The sequence below is a fragment of the Streptomyces argenteolus genome (assembly GCF_042902585.1).
Classification (GTDB): domain Bacteria; phylum Actinomycetota; class Actinomycetes; order Streptomycetales; family Streptomycetaceae; genus Streptomyces; species Streptomyces argenteolus.
In genome coordinates, this window is sequence record NZ_JBIBEG010000002.1 from 1196597 (window position 1) to 1208662 (window position 12066).

General features: G+C 71.0%; 9 protein-coding genes and 1 pseudogene. All 10 read left to right on the forward strand.

All coding sequences use genetic code 11. The features are described from left to right. Window positions 1-11 precede the first annotated feature (11 nt). The 10 genes and pseudogenes from ACFY8O_RS11935 (at window position 12) to ACFY8O_RS11980 (ending at window position 11980) form a co-directional block, all read left to right on the forward strand. Window positions 12-914, forward strand: a complete 903-nt coding sequence (locus tag ACFY8O_RS11935; protein WP_387900855.1) for a dihydrodipicolinate synthase family protein — start codon at window positions 12-14, stop codon at window positions 912-914. Beyond that, window positions 911-2656 (forward strand): L-arabinonate dehydratase, encoded by a 1746-nt coding sequence (araD, locus tag ACFY8O_RS11940; protein ID WP_145802482.1) that lies wholly within the window; start codon window positions 911-913, stop codon window positions 2654-2656. Before ACFY8O_RS11935 ends, araD begins: the two co-directional genes overlap by 4 nt. Before the next feature lie 121 nt (window positions 2657-2777). Further along, window positions 2778-3713 (forward strand): carbohydrate ABC transporter permease, encoded by a 936-nt coding sequence (locus ACFY8O_RS11945; protein WP_145802484.1) that lies wholly within the window; start codon window positions 2778-2780, stop codon window positions 3711-3713. Further along, window positions 3710-4627 (forward strand): carbohydrate ABC transporter permease, encoded by a 918-nt coding sequence (locus ACFY8O_RS11950; protein ID WP_387900857.1) that lies wholly within the window; start codon window positions 3710-3712, stop codon window positions 4625-4627. Before ACFY8O_RS11945 ends, ACFY8O_RS11950 begins: the two co-directional genes overlap by 4 nt. Window positions 4628-4632: 5 nt before the next feature. Further along, window positions 4633-5991 carry a pectate lyase family protein gene (locus ACFY8O_RS11955; RefSeq protein ID WP_145802487.1) on the forward strand — a complete coding sequence of 453 codons (1359 nt, stop codon included), beginning with the start codon at window positions 4633-4635 and terminating at the stop codon, window positions 5989-5991. Further along, window positions 5988-7160 (forward strand): Gfo/Idh/MocA family protein, encoded by a 1173-nt coding sequence (locus tag ACFY8O_RS11960; protein WP_387900860.1) that lies wholly within the window; start codon window positions 5988-5990, stop codon window positions 7158-7160. The genes ACFY8O_RS11955 and ACFY8O_RS11960 overlap by 4 nt, the downstream gene beginning before the upstream one ends. Beyond that, a complete protein-coding gene (locus ACFY8O_RS11965; protein WP_387900861.1) occupies window positions 7157-7981 on the forward strand; it encodes a DUF6807 domain-containing protein in 825 nt (274 codons plus the stop codon). Before ACFY8O_RS11960 ends, ACFY8O_RS11965 begins: the two co-directional genes overlap by 4 nt. Continuing rightward, a complete protein-coding gene (locus ACFY8O_RS11970) occupies window positions 7978-9525 on the forward strand; it encodes a glycoside hydrolase family 43 protein (protein WP_387900863.1) in 1548 nt (515 codons plus the stop codon). The genes ACFY8O_RS11965 and ACFY8O_RS11970 overlap by 4 nt, the downstream gene beginning before the upstream one ends. 26 nt (window positions 9526-9551) lie before the next feature. Continuing rightward, window positions 9552-10574: pseudogene (locus ACFY8O_RS11975) on the forward strand (pectate lyase family protein); the annotation flags it as partial. A gap of 71 nt (window positions 10575-10645) precedes the next feature. Beyond that, window positions 10646-11980: an ABC transporter substrate-binding protein gene (locus ACFY8O_RS11980; RefSeq protein WP_387900867.1), complete on the forward strand. Its 1335-nt coding sequence runs from the start codon at window positions 10646-10648 to the stop codon at window positions 11978-11980. The last annotated feature ends 86 nt before the right edge of the window (window positions 11981-12066 follow it).

A 12066-nucleotide genomic window follows, 5' to 3' on the forward strand; every position in this document is an offset into this window, starting at 1 on the left:
GGCCAGTCCGCATGGACCTCTCCCCGCTGAAGGCGGCCCTCGCAGACGTAGTGGCGATCCCGGTGACCCCGTTCGCCGAGGACGGGAGCATCGACGTCCCGGCGCACCGCGCCCTGCTGAGGCGCCTGCTCGACGGCGGCGTCCGCATCGTCACCCCGAACGGCAACACCGGTGAGTTCTACGCGCTCACCCCCGACGAGCGGCGCACCGTCACCGAGCTGACCGTCGAGGAGGCCGGCGGACGCGCCACCGTCCTGGTGGGCGTCGGCCACGACGTGCCGACCGCCGTCGCCGCCGCGGAGCACGCCAGGGACACCGGGGCCGAGATGGTGATGGTGCACCAGCCCGTGCACCCCTACGTCTCGCAGGACGGCTGGATCGACTACCACCGGGCGATCGCCGGAGCCGTCCCGGAGCTCGGGGTCGTCCCGTACATCCGCAACCCGCTGCTGGCCGGTGAGGCGCTCGCCGAGCTCGCCGACAGCTGCCCCAACGTCATCGGCGTGAAGTACGCCGTACCGGACGCCGCGCGCTTCGGGGCCTTCGCCCGCGACGCGGGCCTGGAGCGGTTCGTGTGGGTCGCCGGGCTCGCCGAGCTCTACGCCCCCTCCTACTTCGCCACCGGCGCCACCGGCTTCACCTCCGGCCTCGTCAACGTCGCGCCCGGCGTCTCGCTGGGCATGCTGGAGGCGCTGCGGGCCGGCGACTACACCGCGGCCATGAAGGTCTGGGAGCAGATCCGCCGCTTCGAGGAGCTGCGCGCCGACCGGCAGTCCGCCAACAACGTGACCGTCGTCAAGGAGGCCCTGGCCTCGCTCGGGCTCTGCCGCCGCGACGTACGCGCGCCGAGCCGGGTCCTGCCCGAGGCGCAGCGCGCCGAGGTCGCCGACCAGGTCGCCGGGTGGTCCATATGACCGGCACCGGCACCGAAGGCCGCCGCATCGCGCCCGAGGAACTGCGCAGCCACCAGTGGTACGGCACGGACGGGCTCCGCTCCTTCAGCCACCGCGCCCGCACCCGGCAGCTCGGCTACCTCCCCGAGGAGCACCTGGGCAAGCCGGTCATCGCGATCCTCAACACCTGGTCCGACATCAACCCCTGCCATGTGCACCTGCGTGACCGCGCACAGGCGGTCAAGCGGGGCGTCTGGCAGGCGGGCGGCTTCCCGCTGGAGTTCCCGGTCTCCACGCTCTCCGAGACCTTCCAGAAGCCGACCCCGATGCTCTACCGCAACATGCTGGCGATGGAGACGGAGGAGCTGCTGCGCTCCTACCCCGTCGACGGGGCGGTGCTGCTGGGCGGCTGCGACAAGTCCACGCCCGCGCTGCTGATGGGCGCGGCCTCCGTCGACCTGCCGACCGTCTTCGTGCCCGCCGGGCCGATGCTGCCGGGGCACTGGCGCAACGAGGTCCTGGGCTCCGGCACGGACATGTGGAAGTACTGGGACGACAAGCGGGCCGGTCTCATCGGCGACTGCGAGATGGCCGAGCTGGAGAACGGGCTCGCCCGCTCGCCCGGTCACTGCATGACGATGGGCACGGCCTCGACGCTGACCGCCGCCGCCGAGGCGCTGGGGGTCACCGTGCCGGGCGCCTCGTCCATCCCGGCGGTGGACTCCGGCCACGACCGGATGGCCGCGCAGTCCGGCCTCCGCATCGTCGAACTGGTGTGGCAGCAGCTCACGCTGTCGAAGATCCTCACGGCCGACGCCTACGAGGACGCCGTCGCCACCGTCCTCGCGCTCGGCGGCTCCACCAACGCCGTCATCCACCTGATCGCGATGGCCGGCCGCTCCGGGGTGAAGCTCACCCTGGACGACTTCGACCGCATCGCCCGCACCGTCCCGGTCCTCGCCAACCTCCGCCCCGGCGGCAGGTACCTCATGGAGGACTTCCACTTCGCCGGAGGGCTGCCGGGCTTCCTGGCGCGGCTCACCGACGTGCTCCACCTGGACCGGCCCACGGTCACGCACGGCACGATGCGCGAGCAGCTCGACGGGGCGCTCGTCCACAACGCCGACGTCATCCGGGAGCGTGACAACCCCCTGGCGGAGGAGGGCGGCGTGGCGGTGCTGCGCGGCAACCTCTGCCCCGACGGCGCGGTCATCAAGCACATCGCCGCCGAGCCGCACCTGCTGCGTCACACCGGACCCGCGGTCGTCTTCGACGACTACAAGGAGATGCAGCGCACCATCAACGACCCGGCCCTGGCCCTCACCCCGGACCACGTGCTGGTGCTCCGCAACGCCGGCCCCAAGGGCGGACCGGGCATGCCCGAGTACGGCATGCTGCCGATCCCGGACTACCTGCTGAAGCAGGGCGTACGCGACATGGTGCGGCTGTCCGACGCCCGCATGAGCGGTACGAGTTACGGGGCCTGCGTCCTGCACATCGCCCCCGAGTCCTTCGTCGGCGGACCGCTCGCCCTCGTCCGCACCGGAGACCTGATCACGCTGGACGTCGAGGCGCGGCTGCTCCATCTCGACGTGTCCGACGAGGAGCTGGAGCTCCGCAGGTCCCGGTGGACCGAGCCGCCCGCCCGCTACGGACGTGGCTACGGCGCGCTCTACCAGGACCAGATCACCCAGGCCGACACCGGATGCGACTTCGCGTTCCTGGCGAGGCAGGGAGAAGTACCCGACCCGTACGCGGGCTGAAGCGGGCGAACGGCATTCAGCGCACCGCCTGTCCGGGATACCGAACGGCATGCGGTAAGCGCTTGCACCATGCACCGAAAGCACGGCACATCCAGCACTTCCCAGAGATCGGAGACGCGTCATGGCCCACACAGCCGTGGCCACACCGCCGCCCAAGGCGAAGGCGACCAAGCGCCGCTCGGCGAGTCCCCGCCGCCTGCCGTACCTGCTGATCGCGCCCGCGGGCCTGCTGATGCTGGGCTTCATCGCCTACCCGGTCATCAGCGTCTTCTACTACAGCCTGCAGAACTACAACGTCACCAAGCCGTGGCGCAACGGCTTCGCCGGCTTCGACAACTTCACCCGGATCTTCACCGAGGACGACCAGTTCTGGCCGACGCTCGGCTTCAGCGCCCAGTGGGTCTTCACCCAGGTCACCCTGCAGCTCGCCCTCGGCCTCGCGCTCGCGCTGATCGTCAACCAGACCTTCATCGGCCGCGGCATATCCCGCGCCATGGTCTTCTCGCCCTGGGCCGTCTCCGGCGTGCTGACCAGCACCATCTGGATCCTGCTCTACAACTCCTCGACCGGCTTCAGCCGCTACCTCGCGGACGCCGGGATCGGCGAGTACGGCACCTCGGTGCTCTCCGACACCGGAACGGTCTTCTGGGCGGCGACCATCTCCGAACTCTGGCGCGGAGTCCCCTTCTTCGCCATCCTCATCCTCGCCGACCTGCAGTCCGTCTCCAAGGAGCTGTACGAGGCGGCGGCGGTGGACGGGGCGGGCCGGATGCGCCAGTTCTTCCACATCACCCTCCCGCACCTGCGCGACGCGATCATCCTCGCCACCCTGCTGCGCGGGGTCTGGGAGTTCAACAACGTCGACCTGCTGTACACCCTCACCGGCGGTGGGCCGGCGGGAGAGACGACCACACTCCCGCTCTACGTCGCCAACACGGGCATCGAGGGCCACGACTTCGGATACGCCTCGGCGCTCACCACCGTCGCCTTCGTGATCCTCCTCTTCTGCTCGATCGTCTATCTGCGCCTGAGCAAGTTCGGAGGCGACCACAAGTGACTGCCGCACTCGCAGAAAAGAACAGCGCCCGCACGCCGGGCCTGTCCATGGGCGACGACGCCCCGCCGCCCTCCGCGCCCCGGCGCAGCAAGCGCGAGCGTGCCTTCGACGACGTACCGCGCTGGCAGATCTACCTGCCGCTCGGCATCTACCTGCTCTTCACGCTCATCCCGTTCTACTGGATGTTCCTCTTCGCCGTACGGCCCGCGGGCTCCACCTCGCTCGTGCCGTGGCCGATGACCGGGGACCACTTCTCCAAGGTCTGGAACGAGCGCAGCTTCGCCCTCTTCTTCCAGAACAGCATGATCGTCGGCGTCGCCACACTGATCGCCACGACCCTGGTCGCGCTGGCCGGCGGATACGCCCTGGCCCGGTTCGACTTCAAGATCAAGGGCGCCTTCATGCTGGCGCTGCTCTGCTCGCAGTTCATCCCGGGCGCGCTGATGCTCGTGCCGCTCTTCGAGATCTTCAAGAACCTCCAGATGATCAACTCTCTCGGGAGCGTCGTCATCGCGGAGACCGTCTTCCAGCTCCCCCTGTCGATCATCCTGATCAGCGGCTTCATCAAGAACGTGCCGGTCTCCCTGGAGGAGGCCGCGTGGGTGGACGGCTGCTCACGCTTCAAGGCCTTCTGCGCGGTCGTCCTGCCGCTGCTGCGCCCCGGCCTGATCGCCGTCGGCTCCTTCGCCTTCGTCCACAGCTGGAACCACTTCCTGTTCGCCCTGATGTTCCTCAGCGAACAGGACAAGCAGACGATCCCGGTCGGCCTCAACACTCTGATCGGCGCCGACAGCGTCGACCTGGGGGCGCTGGCCGCGGGCGGTGTCATCGCCGCGGTGCCCGTGGTGATCGTCTTCGCCTTCATCCAGAAGTGGCTCATCACCGGCTTCAGCGCCGGCGCGGTGAAGGGATGACGGACATGACCCCGAAGCCCCGTCCCCGGGCCGTCCGCCGCGCCGCCGCCGCGCTCACCCTGCTGCTGGGCAGCCTGGCCCTCCAGCCGGGCGCCCAGGCCGCCACCGCGGCGCCGGAGGCCCGGCCCGCCGCCCCGGGCCGTGACCTCGGCCGCGAGGTCCTCCCCGCGGGCGACGGCTGGGCGGCCGAGGGCGCCGGAACCACCGGCGGCTCGGCCGCGGACGACGCCCACGTCTTCACCGTGCGCAACCGCGCCCAGCTCGTCGCGGCGCTCGACGGCGGCAGTCCCACGCCCAAGATCATCAAGGTCGTGGGCACCATCGACGCCAACACCGACGACCGCGGCCGGCGGCTGGACTGCGCCGACTACGCGACCGACGGCTACGACCTGGACGCCTACCTCGCCGCCTACGACCCCCGCACCTGGGGCGGGGCCAAGCCGGCGGGACCCCAGGAGGACGCCCGAAAGGCCTCCGCCGCCCGCCAGGCCGAGCGTGTCGAACTCCTGGTCGGCTCCCACACCACGATCGTCGGCCTCGGCACGAGCGCCGTCCTCAAGGGTGCGAGCCTCCGGGTCGACGGCGCCGACAACGTCATCGTCCGCAACCTCGAACTGCGCGACGCCTACGACTGCTTCCCGGCCTGGCAGCCCAACACCGGCGGGCTCGGCGACTGGAAGACGGCCTACGACACTCTGTGGCTGCGCGGCGCCACCCATGTCTGGGTCGACCACGTCACCGCCAGCGACAAGGGCCACCCCGACGACCGGGAGCCCACCTACTTCGGGCGCAACTTCCTGCGCCACGACGGGCTCCTCGACATCACCAACGGCTCCGACCTGGTCACCGTCTCCTGGAGCCGGTTCGCCGACCACGACAAGGCGATGCTGATCGGCAACGGCGACGGGGTCACCACCGACCGGGGCAAGCTCCGCGTCACCCTGCACCACAACGAGTTCCACTCCGTCGTCCAGCGCGCGCCCCGCGTCCGATTCGGCCAGGTCCACCTCTACAACAACCGCTACGTCATCCCCGAGGACGGCGGTGACCACCGCTACTCCCTGGGTGTCTCCACCGAGTCCCGGATCGTCGCGGAGAACAACGCGTTCGAAGCCCCCGGCCACGTGGAGGTCGCCGACCTCGTCAAGAGCTGGAACGGGAGCGCCCTCACCGAGCGCGGCACCGTCTTCAACGGCTTCCCCGTCGACCTCGTCTCCATCAACAACGCCTACAACTCCGGCAGCGAGAGGGACCTCACCACCGACACCGGCTGGACCCCGGTCCTGCACGGGCCGGTCGACGGCGCCGAGAGCGCGGCGGCCGAGGTGGCCCGCGAGGCCGGAGCGGGGAGGGCGGGCCGATGAGCGTCACCACCCCCCTGCCCGTCGTCCTGGCCGGCGCCCGGGGCCACGGCCGCTGGCACCTCGCCAACATCCGCCGGCTCCAGCACCAGGGCCTGGTCAGGCTCGCCGGGATCTGCGAACTGAACCCGCTGAGCGAGGACGAACTCGAGGCCTTCGCAGGCGAACTCCCCGAGCAGTCGGCCGACTTCGGGGCCCTCCTGGACTCCACCGGCGCACGCGCCGCCGTCATCTGCACACCGATCCCGACACACACCGAGCTTGCCCTCACCGCGGCGTCCCGCGGCGTCCACCTCCTCCTGGAGAAGCCGCCCGCCGCCACCTGGGCCGACTATGCCCGTATGACCGAGGGCGTCCGGGAGGCGGGCGTCGCCTGCCAGATCGGCTTCCAGTCCTTCGGCTCCCACGCGGTACCCGCCATCAAGGACCTCGTACGCTCCGGAGCCGTCGGGAACGTCCGCGGCATCGGCGCCGCCGGTGCCTGGGTCCGCGACGACACCTACTTCCGCCGCGCTCCCTGGGCGGGACGGCGCAGGCTCGGCGGCACGGACGTGGTCGACGGGGTGCTCACCAACCCGCTCGCGCACGCCGTCGCGACCGCGCTCGAACTCGCCGACCGCGGAACGGCCGAGGACGTGGCCACCATCGAGACCGAGCTGTTCCGGGCCCACGACATCGAGTCCGACGACACCAGCTGCGCCCGCGTCACCACCACCGACGGGCTGCCCGTCACCGTCGCGGTCACCCTCTGCGCCGAGGAGGCCGGGGAGCCGTACGTGATCGTCCACGGCGACCGGGGCCGCGTCACCTTCTGGTACAAGCAGGACCGCGTCCTCGTCCAGCGCGCCGGACACGGCCCCGAGGAGGCCGTGCACGGGCGGACCGACCTCCTGGAGAACCTCGTCGACCACCTGGAGCACGGCACCGCGCTCCTCGTACCGCCGGAGCGCACGGGCGCCTTCATGCGGGTCGTCGATGCCGTGCGCACCGCACCCGACCCCACCGCGCTGCCCGCCACCGCCTGGCACACCCGGCCCGACGGGCCCGGCGGAGGGAACCGGCGCGTCGTGCGCGGCATCGACGGAACCGTCGCCGCCGCGGCCGACACCCTCACCCTCTTCTCCGAACTGGGCGCCTCCTGGGCGCGCCCGAGCGAGGTGAGCACACCATGACCACCGCACTCCTCAGCTGCGCCGGACGCCCCGTCGCCCGCTACACCTGCCGGCCGGGCACGGACAGCCGGCCCTACCTCCACCCGGTCACCACCCTCGCCGGTGTCCCCGTCACCGAGGAGCGCCCTGCCGACCACGTCCACCACCTCGGAGCCTCCGTCGCCGTCCCCGACGTGGCCGGGCACAACTTCTGGGGCGGGCGCACCTACGTCCGCGGTCAGGGACCCACCGCGCTCGACAACCACGGGACGCAGCGCCACATCGGCTGGAAGCTCCGCGACCCGGACGGCTTCGTGGAGGAGCTCAGCTGGGAGGCCGACGGCATCGAGCTGCTGCGTGAGCACCGCACCGTCGCCGTCGCCGAACTCTCCTCCGCGGCCTGGGCGCTGGACTTCTCGTTCTCGCTGGCCAACCGGGGCACCGACGACCTCTCCCTCGGCAGCCCGGCCACCAACGGCCGCCCCGGTGCCGGTTACGGGGGCTTCTTCTGGCGGGCGCCCAAGGAGGCGGAGCCGCCGGCCGTCTTCAGCGGGACCCTCGACGGGGAGGAGGCCGTGCACGGCAGGGCCGCGGACTGGCTGGCCCTCGCCGGGGACGGCTGGACCCTCGTGTTCGCCGGCGCGACCGACGAGACCCGGCGCGACCCGTGGTTCGTCCGGACCACCGAGTACCCGGGCGTCGGCTCGTCCCTCGCCGCTGACCGGAGGCTGCCCGTCGCCGCCGGGGCCACCGTCGTCCGCCGGATCGTCACCGTCGTCGCCGACGGACGCCTCGACCGGGACGCCGCAGCCGCCCACGTCCGGAAGGCGGTCGCCTCATGACACCCGTCCGCGGAGCCGGCCTCGACGACGGCACCTACCGCAACCCCGTCCTGGACTCGGACTGGTCCGACCCGGACGTCGTGCGCGTCGGCGAGGACTTCTACCTCACCGCGTCCAGCTTCGGCCGCGTGCCCGGACTGCCCCTGCTGCACTCCCGGGACCTGGTCCACTGGACGCTCATCGGCCATGCCCTGGACCGGCTCGAACCGGAAGCGGACTTCTCCGTGCCCCGGCACGACTGCGGGGTGTGGGCACCCTCGCTGCGCCATCACGCCGGACGCTTCTGGATCTTCTGGGGCGACCCCGACCACGGCATCCAGCAGATCAACGCCGAGGACATCCGCGGCCCCTGGAGCGCCCCGCACCTCGTCAAGGCGGGCAAGGGCCTGATCGACGCCTGCCCCCTGTGGGACGAGGAGACCGGCGAGGCCTATCTGGTGCACGCCTGGGCGAAGTCCCGCTCCGGGATCAAGAACCGGCTCACCGGCCACCGGATGAGCCCCGACGGGCGTGAACTCCTCGACGAGGGCACCACCCTGATCGACGCCGACACGATCCCGGGCTGGTTCACCCTCGAAGGCCCCAAGCTCTACCGGCACGACGGCTTCTTCTGGATCTTCGCGCCGGCCGGGGGAGTGGAGACCGGCTGGCAGGGTGCCTTCCGCTCCCGGACCTTCGAGGGCCCCTACGAGGAGCGCGTCGTCCTGGAGCAGGGCCGCACCGAGATCAACGGCCCGCACCAGGGCGGCTGGGTCCGTACCGCGGCGGGGGAGGACTGGTTCCTGCACTTCCAGGCCCGCGGAGCCTACGGGCGGGTGGTGCACCTCCAGCCGATGCGCTGGGAGGGAGGCTGGCCGGTCATCGGAGACGAGGGCGAGCCCGTCCTCGTCCACCGCCGGCCGAAGGCGGCGGAGCAGGCCGCCGGGGCACCTGCGTCCAGCGACGACTTCCCTGGCGGGCGCTTCGGCCGTCAGTGGCAGTGGACCGCCAACCCCCGGCCCGGGTGGACCGTCGGGCACGCGGGCGACGGCCTGCGGCTGAGCTGCGTACGGACCGCGTACGCACACGACCTGCGGGCACTGCCCAACGTCCTGGTGCAGCGGCTGCCCGCGGAGGAGTTCACCGTCGAGGTGGGCATCACCCTGGAGTCCGGGGAACCGGGAGCCAAGGCGGGGCTCGCCGTCCTCGGTGACGCCTTCTCCTGGATCGGGCTGGAGGCAGGGGCCGACGGCACGGCACGGCTCGTGCACCGGTACGCCGAGGCCGTGGCCGAACACGAGCGGGACGCCGAACACCCCCGCCCCGCCCCCGGGGCCGCCGTCCGCGTCCGGATCGAGGTCACCCGCGGCGCCCGCTGCCGCTTCTCCGCCGACACCGGCGACGGAGCCGGATTCCGCCCCTCCGGCCAGGTGTTCGCCGCCACCCCCTGGCGCTGGGTCGGGGCCCTGCTGGGCCTCTTCGCCACGGCACCGACCGGCACCGGGCCCTCGGGAACAGCCGGCTTCACCGCATTCCGCACCAGCGAAAGACCACGCACCTCCTGATTCCGCACCGCTGTATGGGAGCCGCAATGACGCACCTCCGTACCGAGCGCACCAGCACGAGGACTCTGTTCACCGCCGTCGCCCTCGCCGCCGCCCTCCTCCTGCCCACCGTCCCGGGCGAGGCGACGGCGGCGGAGCGGGGCGGCGGGCCCGCCACCCCGCACGGCTTCGCCTCGCTGGACGGGGGCACGACGGGGGGCCTGGGCGGCAGGGTGGTGACCGTCACCGACCAGGCGGGCCTGGAGAGGTACGCCGGTGCCGAGGAGCCCTACGTCATCAGGGTGGCCGGATCCATCGCCGTGGAGCCCTTCGGGGCGGACATCGACGTCGCGTCGGACAAGACCATCGTCGGAGCGGGGGACACCGGAGAGATCGTCCACGGTGAGCTGCACCTCGGCCCGGGCACCAGCAACGTCATCATCCGCAACCTCACCATCCGCGACTCCTACGTCGAGGGGGACTGGGACGGGAAGACCACCGACTTCGACGCGATCCAGATGGACTCCGCCGACCACGTCTGGATCGACCACAACCGGCTGACGCACATGGGCGACGGGCTGCTCGACATCCGCAAGGACAGCCAGTACGTCACCGTGTCGTACAACCACTTCGACCACCACAACAAGGCGCTCGGCATCGGCTGGACCGAGAACGTGAAGACGCAGATCACGATCGACCACAACTGGTTCAGCGGCACCAAGCAACGCAACCCGTCCGCCGACAACTGCGCCTACGCCCACCTCTACAACAACTACCTCTCCGCGCAGGTCGCGGACGGGGACCCGACGTGGACGTACGGCAACTGGGCGCGTGGCGCGACCAAGATGGTCATCGAGAACAGCTACTACCAGGACGTCCAGCACCCCTACCAGGCGGACGCCACGGCCGAGCTCGTCCAGCGCGGATCGATCCTGGAGAACACCACCGGGCGCACCGACACCCGGGGCGCCGCCTTCGAGCCGCGCGACTTCTACCCGTACACCCTGGACCGCGCCGCCGACGTGCCGAAGCTCGTGACCCGGCACGCGGGCCCGCAGAGGTACATCGGCAACGCGCCGCACGGCACATCCCACTGATTTCCCCCCACGTACGCGTACAGACCCGAGAGAGAAGAGCCGACATGAACATCTCGAAGACGCTCCGGGGGCGTGCCGCGACCGCGGTGTCCCTCACGGCGGTCCTGGCCCTGGCGGCCACCGGCTGCGGCGACGACGGCAGCAGCTCAGGCACGGAAGGCAGCGGCAAGGGCGAGATCACCTTCTGGGACAACAACGGTGGCCCGCGCACCGCGATCTGGACCGAGATCATCAAGGATTTCGAGAAGGCCAACCCGGACATCGAGGTCAAGTACGTCCCGATCCCGATCGCCGACGTCCAGTCCAAGTACGACACCGCCATCGCGGGCGGAGGCCTGCCGGACGTCGGCGGTGTGGGCACGGCCTACCTGGCCAACATCGTGTCCCAGGAGGCCCTGGAGCCGGTCAACGACCGGCTGGAGAAGTCGGAACTGAAGGGCAAGCTCGTCGAGGGCATGGTCGAGAGCGTCAGGGACGCCGGTGGCCGGGGCGACGACATGTACTCCGTGCCGACCTCCGCCAACAACGGCGCGCTCTGGTACCGCACCGACCTGTTCGAGCAGGCCGGCCTGGAGGCACCCACCACCTGGGACGCGTTCTACGAGGCGGCCGAGAAGCTCACCGACGCCAAGAAGAACAAGTTCGGCTACACCATCCGCGGCGGTGCGGGCTCCATCGCCCAGGCCCTGGACGCGATCTACGGCCAGACCGGCATCACGGACTTCTGGGACGGCGAGAAGACCACCCTGAACGACCCGAAGAACGTCGCGGCCCTGGAGAAGTACGCCGCCCTCTACAAGAAGACGACGCCCGCCGCCGACGTCAACAACGACTTCACCAAGATGGTCGCCCAGTGGGACACCGGCACCATCGGGATGCTCAGCCACAACCTCGGCTCCTACCAGGACCACCTGAAGGCGCTGGGCGAGGAGAAGTTCGCCGGCATACCCGCGCCCACCGGTGACACCGGCAAGCGCGTCCAGGTCTCCAACCCGGTCGACGGCCTCGGCCTCTTCCGCTCCAGCAAGAACAAGAACGCGGCCTGGAAGTTCATCGAGTTCGCGGCTTCCCACGAGTCGAACAGCAAGTGGAACAAGTCCGCGGGCGCCATCCCGGCCAACACGGAGGCGGCCCAGGACCCGTGGATCTCCGAGACGGAGCCGACCGCGCTCGCCGCGAAGGCCCTGACCGACGGTTCCACGACCATCGTCAACCTGCCGTACTACCTGCCCGACTGGAACAACATCAGCAAGGCCGACAACGAGCCGGAGTTCCAGAAGCTGCTCCTCGGCAAGACCACGGCCAAGGCCTTCCTGGACAAGATGGCCGAAGAGCTGAACACCGCCCAGAAGGAGTGGAAGGAACTGGGCAACGGCTGAGCCGCCGCCCACGCCACACCTCGGCACCCCGGTGACCGGGGGACCGGCGGCGGTCCGGGTCGCGTCCCGCCGCCGGTCCCCCTTCC

What these genes read in the sequence shown, in the direction of transcription:
- ACFY8O_RS11935 (WP_387900855.1), top strand. Translation starts at nt 12, where the DNA reads ATGGACCTCTCCCCGCTGAAGGCGGCCCTCGCAGACGTAGTGGCGATC.
- araD (WP_145802482.1), top strand. Translation starts at nt 911, where the DNA reads ATGACCGGCACCGGCACCGAAGGCCGCCGCATCGCGCCCGAGGAACTG.
- ACFY8O_RS11945 (WP_145802484.1), top strand. Translation starts at nt 2,778, where the DNA reads ATGGCCCACACAGCCGTGGCCACACCGCCGCCCAAGGCGAAGGCGACC.
- ACFY8O_RS11955 (WP_145802487.1), top strand. Translation starts at nt 4,633, where the DNA reads ATGACCCCGAAGCCCCGTCCCCGGGCCGTCCGCCGCGCCGCCGCCGCG.
- ACFY8O_RS11960 (WP_387900860.1), top strand. Translation starts at nt 5,988, where the DNA reads ATGAGCGTCACCACCCCCCTGCCCGTCGTCCTGGCCGGCGCCCGGGGC.
- ACFY8O_RS11965 (WP_387900861.1), top strand. Translation starts at nt 7,157, where the DNA reads ATGACCACCGCACTCCTCAGCTGCGCCGGACGCCCCGTCGCCCGCTAC.
- ACFY8O_RS11970 (WP_387900863.1), top strand. Translation starts at nt 7,978, where the DNA reads ATGACACCCGTCCGCGGAGCCGGCCTCGACGACGGCACCTACCGCAAC.
- ACFY8O_RS11980 (WP_387900867.1), top strand. Translation starts at nt 10,646, where the DNA reads ATGAACATCTCGAAGACGCTCCGGGGGCGTGCCGCGACCGCGGTGTCC.